This window comes from Duganella sp. Root198D2, from assembly GCF_001428585.1.
In the GTDB taxonomy this organism is placed as follows: domain Bacteria; phylum Pseudomonadota; class Gammaproteobacteria; order Burkholderiales; family Burkholderiaceae_D; genus Rugamonas.
Genome location: NZ_LMIC01000004.1, coordinates 1 through 19645, shown reverse-complemented (window position 1 = coordinate 19645; position 19645 = coordinate 1). Strand labels below are relative to the sequence as shown.

General features: G+C 62.6%; 17 protein-coding genes. 5 read left to right on the top strand and 12 right to left on the bottom strand.

Translation table 11 applies throughout. From position 1 onward, the window contains the following. The first annotated feature begins 4 nt into the window (after positions 1-4). Both ASE26_RS06250 and ASE26_RS06245 read left to right on the top strand, forming a co-directional pair. Entirely contained in the window at positions 5-454 is a 450-nt protein-coding gene (locus ASE26_RS06250; protein WP_082507469.1) for an Lrp/AsnC family transcriptional regulator, read from the top strand. 51 nt (positions 455-505) lie between these two features. After that, positions 506-1123 (top strand): hypothetical protein, encoded by a 618-nt coding sequence (locus tag ASE26_RS06245; RefSeq protein WP_229208121.1) that lies wholly within the window; start codon positions 506-508, stop codon positions 1121-1123. Between the two features lies 1 nt (position 1124). Here the strand turns inward: ASE26_RS06245 and ASE26_RS06240 are convergent, their stop codons facing one another. The 3 genes from ASE26_RS06240 to senB all read right to left on the bottom strand — a co-directional run bounded on the left by ASE26_RS06240 (position 1125) and on the right by senB (position 4067). After that, positions 1125-1793, bottom strand: coding sequence for a flagellar brake protein (locus ASE26_RS06240; protein WP_229207228.1), 669 nt, complete (start codon positions 1791-1793; stop codon positions 1125-1127). A gap of 241 nt (positions 1794-2034) precedes the next feature. Next, positions 2035-3084, bottom strand: a complete 1050-nt coding sequence (selD, locus tag ASE26_RS06235) for a selenide, water dikinase SelD (protein WP_055934549.1) — start codon at positions 3082-3084, stop codon at positions 2035-2037. 11 nt (positions 3085-3095) lie between these two features. Next, positions 3096-4067 (bottom strand): selenoneine biosynthesis selenosugar synthase SenB, encoded by a 972-nt coding sequence (gene senB, locus ASE26_RS06230; protein ID WP_055934547.1) that lies wholly within the window; start codon positions 4065-4067, stop codon positions 3096-3098. 36 nt (positions 4068-4103) lie between these two features. On the opposite strand from senB, the gene senA reads away from it, so the two are divergent. Continuing rightward, positions 4104-5306 (top strand): selenoneine synthase SenA, encoded by a 1203-nt coding sequence (gene senA / locus ASE26_RS06225; protein WP_055934545.1) that lies wholly within the window; start codon positions 4104-4106, stop codon positions 5304-5306. A 30-nt stretch (positions 5307-5336) separates the two neighbouring features. On the opposite strand, the gene ASE26_RS06220 is transcribed toward senA, so the two are convergent. After that, positions 5337-7403, bottom strand: a complete 2067-nt coding sequence (locus tag ASE26_RS06220) for a S9 family peptidase (RefSeq protein ID WP_055934543.1) — start codon at positions 7401-7403, stop codon at positions 5337-5339. Positions 7404-7478: 75 nt separating this feature from the next. On the opposite strand from ASE26_RS06220, the gene ASE26_RS06215 reads away from it, so the two are divergent. Continuing rightward, a complete protein-coding gene (locus tag ASE26_RS06215; protein ID WP_057245782.1) occupies positions 7479-9308 on the top strand; it encodes a DUF885 family protein in 1830 nt (609 codons plus the stop codon). Between the two features lie 85 nt (positions 9309-9393). Here ASE26_RS06215 and ASE26_RS06210 read toward each other — a convergent pair whose 3' ends face one another. The 5 genes from ASE26_RS06210 to ASE26_RS06190 all read right to left on the bottom strand — a co-directional run bounded on the left by ASE26_RS06210 (position 9394) and on the right by ASE26_RS06190 (position 14864). After that, entirely contained in the window at positions 9394-10626 is a 1233-nt protein-coding gene (locus ASE26_RS06210; RefSeq protein ID WP_055934539.1) for a malic enzyme-like NAD(P)-binding protein, read from the bottom strand. A gap of 106 nt (positions 10627-10732) precedes the next feature. Then, positions 10733-12016 carry a Glu/Leu/Phe/Val dehydrogenase gene (locus ASE26_RS06205; RefSeq protein WP_055934537.1) on the bottom strand — a complete coding sequence of 428 codons (1284 nt, stop codon included), beginning with the start codon at positions 12014-12016 and terminating at the stop codon, positions 10733-10735. 190 nt (positions 12017-12206) lie between these two features. After that, positions 12207-13169, bottom strand: coding sequence for a LysR family transcriptional regulator (locus ASE26_RS06200; protein WP_055934535.1), 963 nt, complete (start codon positions 13167-13169; stop codon positions 12207-12209). A gap of 10 nt (positions 13170-13179) precedes the next feature. Beyond that, a complete protein-coding gene (locus tag ASE26_RS06195; RefSeq protein WP_055934533.1) occupies positions 13180-14439 on the bottom strand; it encodes an MFS transporter in 1260 nt (419 codons plus the stop codon). Next, positions 14439-14864, bottom strand: a complete 426-nt coding sequence (locus ASE26_RS06190; RefSeq protein ID WP_055934531.1) for a MarR family winged helix-turn-helix transcriptional regulator — start codon at positions 14862-14864, stop codon at positions 14439-14441. The genes ASE26_RS06195 and ASE26_RS06190 overlap by 1 nt, the downstream gene beginning before the upstream one ends. A gap of 99 nt (positions 14865-14963) precedes the next feature. Between ASE26_RS06190 and ASE26_RS06185 the strand changes: the two genes are divergently transcribed. Next, positions 14964-15500 (top strand): DUF882 domain-containing protein, encoded by a 537-nt coding sequence (locus ASE26_RS06185; RefSeq protein WP_055934529.1) that lies wholly within the window; start codon positions 14964-14966, stop codon positions 15498-15500. On the opposite strand, the gene ASE26_RS06180 is transcribed toward ASE26_RS06185, so the two are convergent. From ASE26_RS06180 to ASE26_RS06170, 3 genes are all read right to left on the bottom strand, one after another. After that, entirely contained in the window at positions 15491-16261 is a 771-nt protein-coding gene (locus ASE26_RS06180) for a M23 family metallopeptidase (RefSeq protein ID WP_055934527.1), read from the bottom strand. The two genes, ASE26_RS06185 and ASE26_RS06180, sit on opposite strands and share 10 nt — an antisense overlap. 10 nt (positions 16262-16271) lie before the next feature. Next, positions 16272-17171, bottom strand: coding sequence for a L,D-transpeptidase (locus ASE26_RS06175; RefSeq protein ID WP_055934525.1), 900 nt, complete (start codon positions 17169-17171; stop codon positions 16272-16274). Between the two features lie 104 nt (positions 17172-17275). Beyond that, positions 17276-18946 carry a DEAD/DEAH box helicase gene (locus ASE26_RS06170; protein ID WP_055934524.1) on the bottom strand — a complete coding sequence of 557 codons (1671 nt, stop codon included), beginning with the start codon at positions 18944-18946 and terminating at the stop codon, positions 17276-17278. Between the last annotated feature and the right edge of the window lie 699 nt (positions 18947-19645).

Genomic DNA, 19645 nt, shown 5'->3' with positions numbered 1-19645 from the left:
GAATATGAATAAGATTGATCGAGAAATAATCGGACTTTTGCGCGATGATGCGAGGATAAGTTTTAAGGATTTAGGTGAGCGCGTAGGCCTCAGTGCGAATACCGTGGCGGATCGCGTGCGGCGTTTGGTGGCCGAAGGCGCCATTCTCGCTTTCGAGGCCCGCATTGACCACGCCGCCCTTGGCCTGCACTTGCAAGCCTATATCGACGTCAAACTGAAGTCTGGTAGCAATACCCGCGAGTTTGAGGAAATCGTGAAAACCATCCCCGGCGTGCTGGAAGTGGCGCTGCTGACGGGGAATTACGATGGCCTGCTGCGTGTGGCCTGCAAAGACCAGGCCCATTTGCTGCGGCTGATCGATACCTTGCGCGACCGCGCCGGCGTGCAGGACACATACAGCCGCGTGATCCTGCACCAGACACCGGTCAGCGCTCCGCTGTCTGTGACAGAATAACGGCCTTGATGTTTTGATTGCGAAATCCCGATGCAAAAGCTGAATGCAGAATTGAACCGACTTTTCCTTGCGCCTGCCGATGGCGGAACGCGCAGCATTTCCCTGGCGTTCAGGAAACTGGCGGGGGATGGCGAGGCCGGGCATTGGGAACGCCTGTGCGCGGTGGCGAATGCGTTGCAGGCGGAGCTGGGCCTGCCGGCTCCTGCGGTGAGTATTTGCGGCGCGGGCGCGTTTGGGCTCTGGCTCTCGCTGGAGAAACCGGTAACGCTGGCGCAAGCGCAGGTGTTCGCGCAGCTGGTTTGCGCTGACGCCGATGCGTGCGCCGTCGCGCTGCCGCCATACCTTGACCAGGCCAGCGGCAAGTGGGCGGCGTTCATCCACCCTGGCATGGGCGCGTCATTCGCAGGTGACGAGGGACTCGATATGCAGCCGCCGGAAGCGGGGCAAGTCGCCTTGCTGGAAGGGCTGGAAAGCATCGGGCCTGCGCAGTTCGCGCAAGCGCTCGATCAACTGCGCCGGTCCAGTGGCGGTGCCCTGCCGCCGTTGCGCCAGGCGCCGCCAACTGGGTCCGCAGCGGCAGGCTTGCTGCTGAAGGATGCGGCGCTGGAAGACATCGTCAGCTTCCTCCATTCAAAGAACATCGAGCCCACCTTCCGCTTCCTGAAATAAGCTACTTCCCGCTTGCGGTAATCAGCGGCAGCTGCGCGGCCAGCTGGGCTGCCGTCTCTGCCGCCACGTTGATGAACATGCAGCCGATATGGAGCTGTTCGCCCAGCAGGAAGGAGCGAAAACCGCGCGTGAAGCGCACTTCCAGCTCGGTGGCGATCTCGATATCCTCCCCTAGCTCCAGCACAACGTCCGGGATCTTGCGGCCCTTGAGCAAGCCTTTCGCCTCGAGCTTCGAGCAGCGCAGGCCGATTCCGCCAAGTGAAAGGTCGTAAATCGGCAGCTGGTAGGTATGGTTGTTCAACACGAACGAGGCCATGAAGTTGGCGCCCAGCGGCGTCTCGATGCGCTCCGAAGCACGCCGGTCCAGTATCGCGCAGGTTTCCGGGAATGTCAGTGGGATGAGCTGCGGCTTGCCGGGAACCGAACCCCATTCCTGGCTGGACAGGCGGAACTGCACCTTGGCTGTGCGCAGCCAGCTGACAAAAGTGATCTTGCCGGGCGGGAGGACTGCCCCTTCATTGAGCTCGATCACAAAATGCGGCAACTCCGGGTCGACCGACAGGATGCGCCCAAGTACCACGTCGCGGCTGCCGGCCGCATACATCGAGATCGCGTCGCCGCTCGCAGCCAGCAGGGTCAGGGCGTCGCCAATATCGTCCTCGCTCGTCATTTCGTACGAGCTTGCGGTAGCCAGGAAAGGGGCTAGCGCGTCTTGTGGCCGCGGAGGTCCTTTGCGGATCGGTACGGCATGTGGCTCATTGAGCAGCATATCGCTTGTATAGGGGACTGGTATGAGTCCATCATAGGATGCGAATTGCCAAATAGCAACCTGTTTTAGAACTTTGAAAATGAAACCAGGTCAAAGTGATTGCCGGCCGTTGCTATCTGCACTGCGGCCGGCGAGTCGCGGCTTACGCCGCCACTTGCACGCGCGGCTCGCCGGCGGCCATTTCGCCAATGACGGCGGCGTGTTCGAAGCCGTGGCTGCGGAACAGGTCCAGCACTTCGTCAACGCTGGACGGATCGCAGGACACCAGCAGGCCGCCGGAAGTTTGCGGATCGGTCAGCAGCGTGTGCTGCGGCTGGCTGATGTTCGGCGACAGCAGCACGTCCTTGCCGTAGGCGTCCCAGTTGCGGCCGGAAGCGCCGGTGAAGAAGCCGTCATGCGCCAGCTTTTCGACCCCTGGCAGCAGCGGGATTTGCGACATATTCAGCTTGGCGGTCAGCTTGGCGCCGCGCGCCAGTTCCAGCAGGTGGCCCAGCAGGCCAAAGCCGGTAACGTCGGTCAGCGCGTGCACGCCTGGCAGCTCGGACAAAGCTTTGCCCGGCTTGTTCAACTTGGTGGTGTTGTCGATCATGGCCTTGTAGCCCTCGTCGCCCAGCACGCCTTTCTTCAGGGCGGCGGACAGCACGCCCACGCCCAGCGGCTTGCCCAGCACCAGCACGTCGCCAGCCTTGGCATCGGCGTTGCGCTTCACTTTCGACGGGTGCACCAGGCCCAGGACCACCAGGCCGTAGATCGGTTCAACGGAATCGATGGTGTGGCCGCCGGCAATCGGGATGCCTGCCTCGTTGCAGATCGATTCGCCGCCTTTGATGATCTTCCCGATTACGTCGATCGGCAGTTTGTTGACCGGCATGCCGACCAATGCCAGCGCCATGATCGGGGTGCCTCCCATGGCGTACACGTCGGAGATGGCGTTGGTGGCTGCGATGCGGCCAAAGTCGAACGGATCGTCGACGATCGGCATGAAGAAGTCGGTGGTGGCGATCAGCGCTTGCTCGTCATTCAGCTTGTAGACCGCGGCGTCATCGGCGGTTTCGATGCCGACCATCAGTTCCTTCGGCAGCGGGAAGCCGTTGGTGTTCTTCAGGATCTCGGACAGCACGCCCGGCGCGATCTTGCAGCCGCAGCCGCCGCCGTGGGAGAAGGAGGTGAGTTTGATTGGTTCAGTGCTCATGATGGGGTCTTTCAGTTCGTATGGAGCAGATTATCCACCAAGTCGAGCAGGGCTGCCTGCTCGGCTTCGGGAGTGAAAAGTCGGGCGCGGCGGGCGCATTGTTCTTGCAGCTCTGCATACCAGCCGGGGACGTTGATGCTTTTGTCAATCAGCTTGGCCAGTGCTTGCGCGTCGCCCAGCGGGAAGTAGCCAAGGTAGTCGTCGCCCAGCATGCCGCGGTTGCCGCTGATATCGCTGGCCAGCACGGGAACGCCGCTGGTCACGGCCTCAATGATGACGTTGGCGCCGCCTTCCATGCGCGAGCAGATGGCCATGGCGTGGGCGTGCTTCAGGCGCTGGCGGGTGTCGGCGTGGGGCAGGGGACCGAGCCACTGGTAGCGTCCCGGCCAGGCTGCGTTGGCCGCGGTGGCGGCGTCGCCGAGCGCGGGTTCGAGAACGCCGCCGATATGTGTCAGGCGGGCGGTGCGGGCCGTCACGTGCGCGGCTGCCAGCATGAACGTGCGCGGGTCTTTTTCTTCGCGCAGGTGGCCGACCATCAGGATTTCGTGACGCTGCGGCGCCGCGGCGCGGACCGCTGGCTGCAGTGCCGGCGCCGATTGATAGATGACGTGGGCCTTGGCGCGCAGGTGGGGCGGCAGTTCGTCCAGCCCGGCCGGCTGCAGCAGCACCAGCGCGCTGGCGCGCTCCAGCGAGGCTTGCGCGTCGGCGTCGCTGCGGATGTCGCGGTACAGGTCGGTACCGGTCAGCACCAATATGGTGGGACGGGCGGGATACGCTGCGCAGAAGTGCGCCAGCGCTGCGGCCGAGCGGCGCGCATGGAGTGCGACCAGCAGGTCCGGCGCCGCAGCGGCTGGCCAGTCGGAAGCGATGTCGGCCTGGTAGCGCGTGCGCAGGAATTGCGCCCAGCGGCGGGCCGTTTGCCAGTTGCCATTGTTGGCTTGTGCCAGCGCCGGGCTGACGATGCAGATTGTCTGCTTGCTCACTGGTGTATTTTGCCCAAATATCGCTACAATCGATCCATGAATGCCATCCACGCCTCGTTCCGTACCGCCCGAACACAGCAACTTGCCGATGCCTTACAGGCTGCGCGCCATTATACGCTGAGCCTTTTCGAATGCTTTGCCGCCGCCGGCATGGATGTCTCGATGCGCGTGCCGCAAATTCGCATCGTGAATCCGCCGTTGTGGGAGCTGGGCCACACCGCCTGGTTTGCCGAATGGTTCGTGTTGCGCGAAGCGATTTCCAGCCATCCGGCGGATGCGCTGTACATGTCCTTGCTGCGCAAAGGCGACGACTGGTTCGATTCCAATATGGTGCCGCACCGCAGCCGCTGGAGCCTCGACCTGCCGACTACCGGCGGTGTCAAGACCTACTGCCACGAAGTGCTTGATCGCGTCCTGGACAAATTGTCGCGTGAAGCGAATACGGACGAAGCGCTGTACCCGTACCGGCTGGCGCTGGCCCACGAGGATATGCACGGCGAGGCCTTCCTCTATACCTTGCAAACCCTGGGCTTGCAGGCGCCGGCCCACCTGACCCACGACGAACGAGCTTCCGGTGCGCCGGGCGACATTGGCTTCCCAGGCGGCACGCTGCAACTGGGGAGCGCAGCGGATACGGGGGGCTTCATCTTCGATAACGAGAAATTCGCCCATCCCTGCTACGTTGCGCCGTTCCGCATGGATTCCACGCTGGTGACCAACGCCCAGTACGCCGACTTCGTGGAAGACGGCGGCTATGAGCGGCGCGAATTCTGGAGCAATTCCGGCACCGACTGGCTGCTGCGGCAGGAGCGTTCAGCACCGCGCTACTGGCGCCGCGACAATGGGCAGTGGCGCACCATGCGCTTCGGCCGGCTCACAACCCTGGCGGCGCATGAACCGGTGCGGCATGTGTCCTTATACGAGGCCCAGGCCTACTGCGCCTGGGCCAACCGCCGGCTGCCGACTGAGATGGAATGGGAATATGCTGCCCTGCATGGCCATCCGGCTTTCCGCTGGGGGCAATTGTGGGAGTGGACGGCGTCGCCGTTCGAGCCGTATCCCGGTTTTACTGCCGACCGCTATCGCGAGTATTCGGCGCCGTGGTTCAGCACCCACCAGGTGCTGCGTGGTGCTTCGTTCGCCACGCCGTCGCGGCTAGGCTCGGCCAAGTTCCGCAATTTCTACCTGCCGGAACGGGACGATATCTTCAACGGCTTCCGTACCTGCGCTTTTGAATGAAAAAAGCCGCCCGGAGGCGGCTCTGGTTCTTTATTTCTTCTTCAGGTGGTCATCCAGCCAGCCGATCACGGTGTGGTGCCACAGGATCGAATTGGCAGGCTTCAGCACCCAGTGGTTCTCGTCGGGGAATACCAGCAGCTTGGACTCGATGCCCTGGCGCTGCAGCGCGGTGAAGGTGCCCAGTGCCTGTGCGGTCGGGATGCGGAAGTCCAGGTCGCCCTGTACCACCAGCATCGGGGTCTTCCATTTGGCCACATGGTGCACCGGGTTGAACTTCTCGTAGCCGTTCGGGTTGGCGTAGTAGGTGCCGCCGTTGTCCCATTCGGTGAACCACAGCTCTTCGGTGGAGTAGGCCATGCCGCGCTGGTCGAATACGCCGTCGTGGTTGACGATGCACTTGAAGCCGTCGCTCCAGTTGCCTTCGATCCAGTTCATCATGAAGCCGCCGTAGGATGCGCCCAGGGCGCAGGCGTTCTGGCCGTCCAGGAAGTCGTACTTGGCGACGGCTGCCGCCAGGCCTTTCTGCAGGTCCTCCAGCGGCTTGCCGCCCCAGTCGTTGCTGATCGAATCGGTGAAGCCCTGGCCGTAGCCGGTCGAACCGTGGAAGTCGATGAACACCGAAGCGTAGCCGGCGCCGGCATACACCTGCGGATTCCAGCGGTAGCTCCAGCTATTGCCGAAGCTGCCCTGCGGGCCGCCGTGCACCAGGAAGGCCACCGGGTATTTCTTGCCCGGTTCGTAGTTCCAAGGCTTCATCACGTGGCCGTACACGGTTTCGCCGTTCGCACCTTTGAAGGAGAACTGTTCGTACTCCGCCATCTTGACGTCTTTCAGGCGATCAGCGTTGGCCCAGGTCAGTTGGGTGCCTTTCTGCTCGGCGCCCTCGGTCTTCAGCTTGACCAGTTGCGCCGCGCCGCCCAGCGAGGCCGCGGCGGAGATCACGGTGTCTTTTTGGGTATCGAATTCGCCAGCGTAGCCTTTGCCGGTGAGCGCGGTGACCTTGCCGGATGCGGCATCGATCGAGAACAGGCGGTGGTTGCCGATATCGTCGGCGTTGGCCAGCAGGGCCTTGCCGTCGGTGCGCCACTTGTAGTCGGCGATCGAGCGGTCCCAGTCCTGTGCTACCACGCGCTTCTTACCGGTGGCGACATCCATCAGTACCAGGTGGAAGCGGTCGGCTTCGAAGCCCGGGCGCTTCATCATCAGGTAGGCCATGGTCTTGCCATCCGGGGAGAAGGAAGGCTTGGCATCCCATGCCGGATTTTCCGCAGTCAGGTTGCGCGGGGCAGCGCCGCCGGCGGCAGGTACTTCATACAGGTCGAAGTTGGTGGACCAGGATTCGGCCTTGCCGGCCACGCGTGCCGAGAACACCACCTTCTCGCCGTCCGGCGAGAACTGGTAGTCGGCGTTGTCGCCGAAAGGCTTGGAGTGCACGTCGCCGTCCAGCGCGCCGCTCAGGCTGACCGGTGCGCCTGCCTTGCCTGCGGCGTCGATCGGCGCCGAGTACAGCACATTGCGGCGGCCGTCGGCCCAGGTATCCCAGTGGCGCACGAACATTTCGTTGTACAGCATGCCGGTGGCCTTGTTCTTGGACTTGTCGTCCAGGCGTTTTTTGGTGCAGGCCAGGTCGGCGCAATCGCGGAACACTTCAAAGGCCATGGCCAGGCGGTCGCCCTTTGGCGACAGGCGGAAGCTCTCCACGCCCAGCGGGTAATCGGTGATCCGAACGGCTTCGCCGCCGGCGTTCATCGGCAGGCGCCACACTTGCGCGGAACCCGAGCGGCCGCTGACGAAGTACACGGCATCGCCGGAAGGGGACCATTGCGGCTGGCTGCTACTGGCATCGTGCTGGGTCAGCTGGACCGGTGCCGCCTTGGCGGCCTTCAGGTCGATCATCCACAGTTGCGTGATGCCGCGGTTCTTTTCCATATTGGTGGCGCGCACGGTGTACACCACGCGGCTTGCATCCGGCGACAGCACAGGGCTGCCGACACGGTCCATGCTCGCCAGGTCTTCGATGGTCAGGCCGCGCGGGGCGGCAACGGCATTGGTAGCCGCAGCGATGGCGGCGCCCAATACCAGCAGGCGTAAGGTCATTCGGGATCTCCGGTCTGTTATCAAATCCGCCAGCTGATGGCTGGCCAAGCGGCATGATACTGTAATATTTCGTGCATGGAGATCAATGCCAAAAAAATCGCGGTCTGGGGATTGACCGGTGCTACTGCCGCCTTGTGCGCCGGCGCCGTGCTGTTGACGCAAACGTGGTATTCGAAACCGCTCAAGCTCGAGTGGTTTTACATGCGCGGCTTTGCCGCGGCCGCGCTGAAGAGCCCGGAGATGATGTCCCGCCTGCACGTGCTGCCGGGCTGGCTGGATTTTTCCAGCTCACGGCTGGACGACGAATCGCCCCGGCGCCGGCACGAGATCTTCCAGGACATGAAGGACAACCTGGCCATGCTCGATCGCTATGACCGCAACGAGCTGGGACGCGAGGCGCAGCTGTCCTACGACACGCTGCATTATTATCTGGGCACCATGGTGGAAGGCGAGCGCTTCCAGCTGCATGAATTTCCGGTCAACCAGGTGCACGGCCTGCAAAGCGCGCTGCCTGAATTCATGAACGACGTACATCGCGTCAGCAACCGCAGCGAAGCGGAAAGCTATATCGCCCGCCTGCAGAAATTCCCGCGCAAGTTCGAACAATTGATCGAGAGCCTGCGCGCACAGCAAGCCGCCGGTATCCTGCCGCCGCAGTTCCTGGTCGAGAAAGTGCTGTTGCAGATGCATGGCTTCGCCGGCCGACCGGCGCGCGAGAACATGCTGTACACCAGCTTCAAGTCCAAGCTTGACGCGATTCCGCTGTCCGACATGAGTGAGAAGGTGCGCGATGAATTGCTGCAGGGCGTGGCTGACGCAATCCAGAAGAGCGTGTATCCGGCCTATGCCGGATTGATCCGCCATTTCGTCGACCTGCAAGGACGTGCGCACTCCAACGATGGCGCCTGGGCGCTGCCGAACGGCGACGAATATTACGCCTGGTGCGTGCGCTATCACACCTCGACCAACCTGACCCCGCAGCGCGTGCATGAACTGGGGCTGGCCGATGTCGACCGCATCACCGGCATCATGGACCGGCTGCTGCGCCAGATCGGGCTGGAGGAGGGGAGCGTCGGCGAGCGCATGCAGCAGCTGCAGCGCGATCCGAAGTACCGCTATCCCGATACCGACGAAGGCCGCAAGGAAATGCTGGCCGAATATCGCGCCATCATGAAGGAAGCCGACGAAAAGCTGGCCGGCGCATTTACTACGCGCCCCAAGGCTGCGATCGAAGTGCGTCCTGCCCCCATCGAATCGGCCGCAACCGCGCCCAGCGCCTATTACATACCAGGTGCAATGGATGGCTCGCGGCCCGGCGTGTTCTATGCGAACTTGCGCTCGCTGAAAGACACGCCGAAGTTCGGCATGCGCAGCACGGTCTTCCACGAAGTCATGCCGGGCCACCATTTCCAGGTATCGCTGGCGCAGGAGATGAAGGGTGTGCCGTTTTTCCGCCGCGTGATCAGTTTTTCTGCATACCAGGAAGGTTGGGGACTGTATGCGGAGCGGCTGGCTTCCGAAATGGGCCTGACCCCCGATCCGCTGGACCAGTTGGGCCGATTGCGCGACGACATGATGCGGGCCGCACGGCTGGTAGTTGACACCGGCATTCACTACAAACGCTGGAAGCATGAGGAAGCCATCGAATACATGATGGAAAATACCGGCATGTCCGAACAGGAAGCGACCGCGGAAGTGGAACGCTACATCGTCTCGCCTGGACAAGCGCTGGCCTACAAGGTGGGGATGCTGTCGATACTGGGATTACGCGAGAAGGCGCGCAGCGAACTGGGCGACAAGTTCGACCTCAAGGACTTCCATAATGAAGTCCTGAGCCACGGCGCTTTGCCGATGATGGTGCTGGAGCGTGTAGTCGACGACTGGATCGCCTCCCACCACAAATGAAAGTCGGGGTCAGCTCCGGCAATCGGACATTTCGCGCTGCGCGCAGCGCGAAATGTCCGATTGCCGGAGCTGACCCCGACTTTAATTACAGAAGGTGCTTGCCGAGTGCTTCGAGGCGTTCGAAGTAGGCGGTCATGTCGAGCTCTTTCCGGGCGACGCCGCTGCGCATCGCGGCTTGCGCGATCTTCGGGGTGACGGTTGGCAGCAGGCGGTCGTCCAGCAGGCCGGGTACCACGTAGTCTTTGCCGAAGCGGGCATCACTGTGCGCCAGGCCGGCCAGGGCGGTCACGCAGGCGCGCTTCATTTCCTGGTTGATAGTGGTGGCGCCGGTGTCCAGCGCGGCGCGGAACAGGTATGGGAAGCACAGCGCGTTGTTGATCTGGTTCGGGTAGTCGGAGCGGCCGGTGGCGATGATCGCGTCCGGTGCCACTTCGCGTACCAGTTCCGGACGCAGTTCCGGCTCCGGGTTGGCCAGGGTGAACACGATCGGCTGCTTCTTCATGCGTTGCACGTCGGCTTGCGACAGTACGCCAGGACCGGATACGCCGAGGAACACGTCTGCGCCTTCCATCACGTCGGACAGGGTGGTGGCATTAGTGTCCTGCGCCCAGTCGGCTTTCTCGCCGGTCAGGTTGCGGGCCCTGCTCAGCACGCCTTTGGAGTCGCATACGAAGATGTTCTCGCGGCGTGCACCGATGTCCACCAGCAGTTCCAGGCAGGCGATGGCCGCTGCGCCGGCGCCGGAGCAGACGATCTTCACCTCGGCGATATCGCGGCCGGTCATTTCAACGGCGTTCAGCATGCCCGCGCCGACCACAATCGCGGTGCCGTGCTGGTCGTCGTGGAACACCGGAATGCTCAGGCGTTCACGCAGCTTGCGCTCGATGTAGAAGCACTCCGGCGCCTTGATGTCTTCCAGGTTGATGCCGCCGAAGGTCGGATGCATGGCTGCGATAATATCGACCAGCTTGTCCGGATCGGTTTCGTCCAGTTCGATGTCGAAGGAATCGATGCCGGCGAATTTCTTGAACAGGATGGACTTGCCTTCCATGACCGGCTTGCCGGCCAGTGCGCCGATATTGCCCAGGCCCAGCACCGCGGTGCCGTTGGTGATGACTGCCACCAGGTTGCCTTTGGCCGTGTATTCATAGGCCAGTGCCGGATCGCGTGCGATTTCCACGCAAGGCGCCGCTACGCCAGGCGAGTAGGCCAGGGCCAGGTCTTCCTGGCTGGCGACGCTCTTGGTCACTGCAATGGCCACTTTGCCGGGCGTGCCGGCCTTGTGATATTCCAGTGCCTTTTGTTCAAGACTGCTCATTCTGTACTTCTCCTTTTGTTCTGCGAAAAACGCCCGCTACAGGCCAGTTTAGCCGGTGCGGGCGTATGCTGCAGGGCGCTACGCGGGCGCCCCTGCTTGCGTGTGATTAAGGGTACAGGCCACGAACTTCGCGGGCGGCCAGCACGCGGGTGCAGGCCAGGATGAAGGTTGCGGTGCGCAGCGAGACTTTCTTCTCTTGCGACACTTCCCACACGGAGTTGAACGCGTCCTGCATGATGCGGGTCAGGCGTGCATTGATTTCTTCCTCGCTCCAGAAGAAGGAGGAGAAGTCCTGCACCCATTCGAAGTAGGACACGGTCACGCCGCCGGCGTTACACAGTACGTCCGGAACGATCAGGATGTCTTTTTCGTTCAGGATGTCGTCCGCTTCAGGGGTGGTTGGGCCGTTGGCGCCTTCCAGGATGATCTTGGTGCGGATCTGGCCGGCGTTCTTGGCGGTGATCTGCTGTTCCAGTGCTGCCGGTACCAGGATGTCGGACTCGATGCCCCAGAAGGAATCGCGGTCCTGGGTTGCTTCTGCACCTGCGAAGCCAGCGACACCGCCGGTTTCCGCTACGTGCTTGTGCAGTTCAGCCACATTCAGGCCGCCCTGGTGCACCACGGTGCCGGTGTGATCCTGCACTGCGATGATCTTCGAGCCGGCATCAGCGAACATGTTGGCAGCGATGCCGCCCACGTTGCCGAAGCCCTGGATTGCAATGCGTGCGCCGGCGATTGCCACGCCGCGCTTTGCAGCAGCTTCACGGCCGGTCACGAACACGCCGCGGCCGGTTGCTTCACGACGGCCCAGCGAGCCGCCCATCGAGATCGGCTTGCCGGTTACGACGCCGGTCGACAGGTTGCCTTCGATCATGGCGTAGGAGTCCATCATCCACGCCATCACCTGTTCGTTGGTGTTGACGTCCGGCGCAGGGATATCCTTGGTCGGGCCAATGATCAGGCTGATCTCGCTGGTGTAGCGGCGGGTCAGGCGCTGCAGTTCACCTTTGGACAGGGTCTTTGGATCGACACGGATACCACCTTTTGCGCCACCGTATGGCACGTTGACGGCGGCGTTTTTCACCGTCATCCATGCCGAAAGGGCCATTACTTCCGACAGGGTTACATCCTGATGGAAGCGTACGCCACCCTTGCCAGGGCCGCGCGACATATTGTGTTGAACGCGATAGCCTTCGTAGTGGGCGATCGAGCCGTCGTCACGTTCGATCGGAACGTCGACAACGAGGATGCGCTTTGGGCGCTTCAGGGTTTCAACCCAGCGGGACAGGCCGCCCAGGTGAGGGGTGACGCGATCAATTTGTTTCAGGTACTGGCCCCAAGGGCCGAGATCTTCAGCGTTGAGGTAAGACGGCAAGACGTGGTTGGTCATTGTGTGACTCGCTCAGGTTGTTCGGTAACGCGGCGAATCTTATTCCTGCGCAATAGCCGAAGCCAATGCCGAGTGCGCATCCGGTTATGCAAAATTTGCATAACGTGTCGGAATGGCATGTTTCTGAACCAAAACTACAAACCGGTAAACCAGTGTCAGACCCTGTGGGTCTGACACTGGTTTACCGGTTTTAGCGGTCCGAAGCCGGCACGCGCCGTTTCGCCGAAGCGGGCTTTTGCCTTTCCGCCAAGTGCTCCCACAAACGCGCCACGATGGCTTTCCCAGGCCGCGCCGTGCTTGGCCGCTCGCGATAAAGCCGGATCTCCATCTCGATTTCCCATTCCGCCCGCCCGCCATCGGCAGGCGCCAGCAGCTTCTGTTTCACCTCGCGTGTCACTGCCGATTCAGGCAGGAAGGCGATCCCGCGTCCCTCGAGCGCCATCATCTTCAAGCCTTCCGCCATATCGGTTTCGTAGTGGGTCTCAAGGTGCAAAGCCTGCTTCGCATCCGCTACGATCAGGTCGACCATGCGCCCCAAATAGGCATTGGTGGTGTAGGAAAGGAAGGGCAGCGGCGAGGTCTTCCGCCCCGGCAGCACGAACTCCGGCAGCTTCGCCTTGTCGCAGCGTGCATAAGCGCGCAAAGCCTCGCGCCCCAGTACCAGCATGTCGTAGCGCCCCGGATCAAGCTGCACCGGCTGGCGCGGATGGTGGTAGCAAAGCAGAAGGTCGCAGCCGCCTTCCACCAGCTGCAGCACCGCATCGTGCACGTTCAAGGCCATCAGGCGCGAATTGATCGGCGCGAATTCCTTTTCCAGCTGCGTGATCCATTTCGGGACGAAGGTCAGCGACAGCGTGTGCGGCACCGCAAGGTCGATGCTGTTCTGCGCCGCTGCCCGCTTGCCGCGCAACAGTTCGCGCACGCCATTGATCTGGCTGAGCATTTCCAGCGCCTGCTCGTAGAACACCAGACCCGCCGGCGTCACGCGCGTGGGGTAGGAAGTGCGGTCGATCAAGTCCATGCCCAGCCAGTTTTCCAGCGACTGGATGCGCCGCGAAAACGCTGGCTGCGTGACGTGGCGCAGTTGCGCGGAGCGGCTGAAACTATTCGTTTCAACCAGCGAGATAAAATCTTCCAGCCATTTTGTTTCCATGTACGAGATCCTAAGCAGCGGTTGCGATGCGGCGCATCGGCGTGAACAGCAACGCAAGCGTAGCGCAAACCACCAGGATTACGCCACCGCCGAAGAACATTTGCGGCAGGGTCGCGCTTTGCATGATCCAGCCGGTTGCCGCCGAAGACAATGGCGCCAGGCCGAACAGGATGAACATGAAGATGCTCATGATGCGCCCCATCATCTGCGGCTGTACGCGCTTCTGGATCCAGGTGAACACGGCCACCTGCACCAGGCCCACCAGCGCGCCGAGCGACAGCAGGAGCAAACCACCTTGCCACGCCGCGGTGATCAGGCCCAGCGGCATGATCAACAGGCCGGCCATGGCATCGACCGACAAGGCGAGCAGGCCAATACGCACCGGCTTCCCAGCGTTGTACTTGGCGGTCATGCCGGAGAATGCCATGCCCGCCAGCATGCCGGCGCCGTGGGCGGCCATCAGCAGGCCGAAGGCGGAGCCATCATGCAGGCGCTCTTTGGCCAGCACGGGCAGGGCTACCTGCATGGTGCCGCCGATCAGCACCGACACCAGGCCCCAGTAGGCGAAGCAAGTGCGCATCTCCGCGTCGCGCCATACTGCCAGCAAGCCTTCGCCGACCGCATGCAGCACGTTTTGCGGCACCGGCGGCTTCGCTCCTCCCAGCGGCACCACGCGGGACAAGGTCCATGCTGAGGCCATGAAGCTCAGGCTGTCGAACGCGAAAGCCAGGCCGAGCGCGCGCATGCCGCCCGTCGCATCGCCTGCATCGCCGATAGCCAGCAGCAGCGCGGCAAGCAAAGGCCCGACAAGCATGCCGACCTGGCGCACGCCCATGGTGGCGCCGTTGGCGGCCTGCAGCAGTTCCGGCGGAATGGTGCGCGGCATGATTGAACTGCCGGACGGAAAAGCAAACGCCTGCGCCAGGCCGATGCCGAGCGACAGTGCGTAGACCAGCGGCAGCGTCGCGTTGCCGGTCAGCGCAAGCACGGCCAGGGCGCCTACCAGCAAGGCGCTGGCATGCTTGGTCAGCATCAGCACGCGCTTCGGTGAATAGCGGTCCACCACGGCGCCGCCGATCAGGATGAAGATGGCGCGCGGTGCGCCCAACAGGGCAAGCACCAGGCCAAGCGACAGCGGGTCGCCGGTGAGTTTCAGTACGAGCCAGGGCAGGGCGATCAGCGTGAATTGATCGCCCAGCATGGACAGGATGCCGCCGCTGAGCAGCCAGCGGAAATTGGCATTGGATTTCAGGCTGGGACTGGGAGTCATTATTGGGGTCCGATCAGGTTGGCGAGAACGGCGTTCAATGGCGCCAGCTCTTCGTCGTTTGAGTGGCGCAGCAGGTCCGCTGCATATTCGTTGGCGGTGCGCTGGGCGTTGTCGAGCAGCGCGTGCCCTGCGGCCGTAATCACGGCATAACCGACGCGCGCGTCGCGTTCGTCGGCCTGGCGTGCCACCCAGCCGGTTTTCTCCAGCGGCAGCAGGGTGCGCGTGACGCCGGAAGCGGTCAGTCCCAGGCGGTCGGCCAGGTCGACGCGGCGCAGGCGGCCGCCCGGCGCATTGGCGAGGCTTTGCAGCAGCATGAAGTCGCTGAAACTCAGGCCGTGGTGGCCGCCCAGCACAGTGTCGAGGCGGCGAATGATGGTGGCGTGGGCGCGCGCAAGGCGCAGGCAGAATTCGAGTGCGTTATCCATGATTGATCATTGAAAAGTGCTTGAGTAATCAAGTATATCGAAACTTCTTGCCGCGCGCCATAAAAACATTCATATCGGTGTCAGCGGTAGACTACAGTCATGAACCAGCGCAGATCATTCCTCAAGAGTTCCGTCGCTGTGGCTTCGGCCTTGGCGTTGCCGGCGATGGCGCGCGCAGCCATTGCGGCGCCGCATGAGCGTAGCCTGCGCTTCTACAACACGCATACCGGCGAAACCCTGCGCACCATGTTCTGGGCCGAAGGACAGTTCATCCCTGAGGCGCTGCAGGATATCAACCACCTGCTGCGCGACCATCGCAACGACAAGATCGCAGCCATCGATCCCGAGCTGATTCTGCTGCTCGACCGTGTCAGCGCGCAGTTCAGTAACCATGAAGTGATCCACGTGATATCGGGCTATCGCTCGCCGGAGTCCAACCAGAAGCTGGCCGAGGCCAGTGGCGGCGTGGCGAAGCACAGCATGCATATCGAAGGGAAGGCGATTGACGTGCGCATCCCGGGGCGCGACCTGGAACGGCTGCACAAGGCCGCGCTGGCGTTGAAAAGCGGTGGCGTTGGCTACTACCCGACGTCACAGTTCGTGCACATGGACACGGGTCGCGTCCGTCACTGGTGAGCAAGCAGAGGGTAGGGGTTGACCGGTTTGCCCTGCCACCAGTTCTTTTCCTGGCCCAGTTCAAACATGGCGAAATGCAGGTGCGGCGCCGCGGGATCGGCATTGCCGGTGGTGCCCACATAGCCTATCAGTTCCCCGCGCTTTACCTGCTGGCCTTCTTTTAGCGCGGTGGCATAGTGGTCCAGGTGGGCGTAGTAGTAGGAGTATTTCTCGTTCGGGTCAAACTGGTAGATCGTCAGGCCGCCGGGTTTGCTGGTGAACAGCTTGGCGATCCTGCCGTCCGCCACCGCGTAGACCGGCGTGCCGATGGGCGCGAGGATGTCCAGCGCTTCATGCATGCGTTCGGAACCGCGCGGCTGGCTATAGGTATCCTGGATTTGTGCGGGCTTCACGCCGGCCACGGGGATCATGAGCGAGCTGCCGCTTCCGCTGGCTACCAGGCCGCCAGTTCCGCTGGTATCGGCCGGGCGCATGCCGGCCAGGGAGTCGCCCGCCTTGCCGGCGCTGGCCACTTGCGGCGGAGCGACAGGTGCCGCCTGGGCCGGCGCGAGTACCGGTGCGGGTCCGGTCGCCGCTGGTTCGATCACGGGGGAGTTAGCCGCCGGTACCGTCGGCGTCACAGGCGCTGGCCGGTCGCCGGGAATCGTAATGGCCGCGGTCTCGCGGTTATCGAGCGGCACGCGGCTAAGCAACAGCAGCGTGCCCGCGGCACCAAGGACGATGCCGGCAATCAGGGTACCGAATGCGCCTATGGGTCTCATGGCAGCCTCCTTATTCCTGAAGCACGACTGGCGTCCCGGGCCCCACGGCATCGGCGACGCGCGCGGCGTCCCAGTTGGCGAGCCGGATGCAGCCGTGCGACTGCGTTTTGCCGATCTTGGCGGGTTCCGGTGTGCCGTGGATGCCGTAATGATCTTTCGACAGGTCGATCCACACGACGCCGACCGGGTTGTTCGGTCCGGGCGGGATGGTGGCCTTGCTCTCGCCAGGCCGCGCATCCCAGAACAATTGCGGGTTGTAGTGGAAGGGCGGGTTGCGTGCCACGCCATTCACTTTCCACTGTCCGATCGGCAGCGGATCATGCTCGCTGCCGGTACTGGCGGGCACCTGCGCAATCACCTTGCCGCCCGCATCGAGCAGGGTCACGGTGCTGGCGCTGCGGTCCACCACCAGGCTGGCGGCTTTCGGCAAGGGACGCTCGCCGCCGATATTCGGCACCAGGATGCGCGTGCCCGCCTGTTCGATATCCTTGCCTGGATTTAGCTTGCGCAGCAAGGCGGGGCTGGCGTGGAAGCGTTCTCCCAAGGCTTCGGCAGCACTCGAGTAGCCCAGCGCCTGCATCTTTGCCTTATCGGCCATTTCCTCGGGCACCGGCTCGAACGGCCCGGCGACATCGGCATCGGTGATGGTGTATTCGGCCAGCACCGGTTGGCCGTCGTCAAGCGCAGCCAGCGTTGCGTCATCCGGCTTGCCTGTCTGCGGCAAGTTATGCGCCCGCTGGAAGCCGGCCAGGGCCTGCCGCATATTGCTGCCAGCCGCGCCATCGATCTGGCCACCGGAGAAGTTGGCCCGGTCCAGCAGCACTTGGGCGCGCACGGTTGGGGAGGGCGAGTCCTGGGCCGCATGCGCGCCCGTGCTGGCTATTAACAGGGCGATCAGGGTTGTTCTCATGGGCGCAGTGTCGCGCCGTTTTCAAGGCGGCTCCGTTCGGTAACGTACAAAAGAAAAAAGGCCGCCAGGTTGCCCGGGCGGCCTTGCTTATTGCATGCTAAGGATTAGCGGTCGCCCCATGGACGGCGCGGTGCATCGGTACGTGGGCCTTTGAAACCGCCGGCATCGCGGTCGCGATTGCGGAAGGTGCTCTCGCCGCGCTCACGGAAACCGCTGCCTTCCTTGCGGACGCCGCCTTCTGCAGGACGCTCAGCGCGGAAACCACCGCCGTCGGCGCGATTGCGGAAACCGCCTTCGGCTGGACGCTCGGCGCGGAAGCCGCCTTCATTACGGTTGCGGAAGCCGCCATCGGTGCGCTCGGTACGGAAACCGCCTTCGGCACGCTGGCCGCCTTCGTTGCGGTTGCGGAAGCCGCCTTCTTTACGCTCGCCGGCAAACGGATTGCCTTCGCTGCGATAGTGGCTGCCTTCGGAACGCGGGTTCGAGAACGAACGCTGGCCCGGCTTGGCATTGCGGCCGTCGCCTGGTTTCCAGCCCGGACGCGCTGCGGAACGCGAAGGCGCTGCACGCTTAGGCTCGAAGCCTTCGATCACTTCGACCGGGATCGGCTGGTGGGTCAGGCGCTCGATGCGGCGCACCAGCATGTTTTCCGCGTGGTTCACCAGCGAAACGGCGACACCATTGCGGCCTGCGCGGCCGGTACGGCCAATGCGGTGCACGTAATCCTCAGGGAACTTCGGCAGGTCGTAGTTGAACACGTGGGTGATGTTCGGCACGTCGATACCGCGAGCCGCCACGTCGGTTGCAACCAGCACCTTCACGTTACCGCGGCGCAGGCCGTCCAGGGTGCGGTTACGCGCGCCCTGGTGCATGTCGCCGTGCAGCGCGGCGGCGGAGAAGCCGGCGATGTTCAGGCGGTCGGCGATGGTATCGGCGTCACGCTTGGTGGCGGTGAAGACCACTGCCTGGTCCATGGTTTCGTCGCGCAGCAGGTGGTCCAGCAGGCGGTTCTTGTGCGACAGGTCGTCCACGAAGTGCACGCGCTGGGAGATGTTTTCGTGCTTGGTGGTGGTGCTGTTAACCTGGATGGTCAGCGGGTCCTTGGTGATGCGGCGGGCCATATTGCCCACCACGCCGTCCAGGGTTGCCGAGAACAGCATGGTCTGGCGCGAAGCAGGGGTGGCGGCAACGATCTTCTCGATGTCGTCGATGAAGCCCATGTCCAGCATGCGGTCGGCTTCGTCCAGCACCAGGATCTGGAGTTGGGAGAAGTCGATCTTGCCTTGTTCCATATGGTCGATCAGGCGGCCTGGGGTCGCGACCAGGACTTCCGGATTCTTCGCCAGCAGTTGCATCTGCTTCGGGTAAGGCATGCCGCCCAGGATCGACACGGCGCGGATCTGGCGCAGGTTCGAGCAGTACTTGGCGGTGTTGGTGGTGACTTGCAGGGCCAGTTCACGGGTCGGGGTCAGCACCAGCATTTTTGGCTGGGCAGGGCGGAAGCGTGGGCGCTCGCCGCGTGCGCGCGCCGACTGCGCTTCCTGCGCTGCGGTCTTGCCGGCGTTGCCGGAGAAGCTGTCTGCGGCCAGGCGGTTCAGCGATGGCAGCATGAAGGCCGCGGTCTTGCCGGAGCCGGTTTGCGAGGAAACCAACAGGTCCTTGCCCGCAATCGCCGCAGGGATTGCCTGCTCCTGGACCCCGGTCGGCTTGGTGTAGCCGGATTCGGTCAGTGCATTGAGGATGGACGTGTTGAGACCAAGTGCTTCAAAAGTCATGTATATCTTTCGTAAAAAGCGAAAAAAAGCTACGCTAAACCAGAACGAAACGACTCTATTTGTATAGAAATTTCGGCACAAAAGCTTTGCGCCGGGACGGTGTCATTGGACTACGACACGCAGGGCGGGGGGGCTTTTAAGGCGGCATCCAGTGTTTCGGAATGCGGCAGATAGTTTCGCGAAGCTGCTATTTGTGTTGTTATTTTCAGCTGCGTTGATGTGTTGCAGCGCACAAGCGGTGAATTATACATGGAATCCCGGCCGCGCGGTAGCTTTCGTTTGGGTTTGCGGCAGAGCAATATTGCATTGCTTGCGCGACGTGAAGATCACGCCTCGGGTGTCGTCCAGGTTATACTTCAACGATGGCTGCGAATGTCTGCGCCATGCCTGGGCTTACATGAGGTCACGTTCAAGGAGAGGCGAATGGCCGCTTCCGCCCCGTTGCAGACGGTCAAGCTAAATCTTCATTTCTTATGGACGAACCTGTCAGACCAAGTCCAAACGTTGTAGCGATTTGACCGGCCCGTTTGAGTAATCGAAAGCTGGCCATTCAGGTATTTGAATCTCCCTCTCGCAGAAAATCCGGAAAATCCTGTTCCTGGGTAAGCGTAAAGCCAGCACCGTCTGGACGTAGGAATCGCCCCCATCCATGATCGAATTTTGGCACAGCAGTTGTGCCCACAAATTCAATTATGGACA

Bases quoted from the DNA above. Each gene is read 5' to 3' on its own strand.
- ASE26_RS06170 (WP_055934524.1), bottom strand. From the start codon at position 18,946: ATGACTTTTGAAGCACTTGGTCTCAACACGTCCATCCTCAATGCACTG.
- ASE26_RS06220 (WP_055934543.1), bottom strand. From the start codon at position 7,403: ATGACCTTACGCCTGCTGGTATTGGGCGCCGCCATCGCTGCGGCTACC.
- ASE26_RS06190 (WP_055934531.1), bottom strand. From the start codon at position 14,864: ATGGATAACGCACTCGAATTCTGCCTGCGCCTTGCGCGCGCCCACGCC.
- ASE26_RS06240 (WP_229207228.1), bottom strand. From the start codon at position 1,793: ATGACGAGCGAGGACGATATTGGCGACGCCCTGACCCTGCTGGCTGCG.
- ASE26_RS06250 (WP_082507469.1), top strand. From the start codon at position 5: ATGAATAAGATTGATCGAGAAATAATCGGACTTTTGCGCGATGATGCG.
- ASE26_RS06200 (WP_055934535.1), bottom strand. From the start codon at position 13,169: ATGGAAACAAAATGGCTGGAAGATTTTATCTCGCTGGTTGAAACGAAT.
- ASE26_RS06195 (WP_055934533.1), bottom strand. From the start codon at position 14,439: ATGACTCCCAGTCCCAGCCTGAAATCCAATGCCAATTTCCGCTGGCTG.
- ASE26_RS06180 (WP_055934527.1), bottom strand. From the start codon at position 16,261: ATGAGACCCATAGGCGCATTCGGTACCCTGATTGCCGGCATCGTCCTT.
- ASE26_RS06215 (WP_057245782.1), top strand. From the start codon at position 7,479: ATGGAGATCAATGCCAAAAAAATCGCGGTCTGGGGATTGACCGGTGCT.
- ASE26_RS06210 (WP_055934539.1), bottom strand. From the start codon at position 10,626: ATGAGCAGTCTTGAACAAAAGGCACTGGAATATCACAAGGCCGGCACG.
- selD (WP_055934549.1), bottom strand. From the start codon at position 3,084: ATGAGCACTGAACCAATCAAACTCACCTCCTTCTCCCACGGCGGCGGC.
- ASE26_RS06185 (WP_055934529.1), top strand. From the start codon at position 14,964: ATGAACCAGCGCAGATCATTCCTCAAGAGTTCCGTCGCTGTGGCTTCG.
- ASE26_RS06175 (WP_055934525.1), bottom strand. From the start codon at position 17,171: ATGAGAACAACCCTGATCGCCCTGTTAATAGCCAGCACGGGCGCGCAT.
- senA (WP_055934545.1), top strand. From the start codon at position 4,104: ATGAATGCCATCCACGCCTCGTTCCGTACCGCCCGAACACAGCAACTT.
- ASE26_RS06205 (WP_055934537.1), bottom strand. From the start codon at position 12,016: ATGACCAACCACGTCTTGCCGTCTTACCTCAACGCTGAAGATCTCGGC.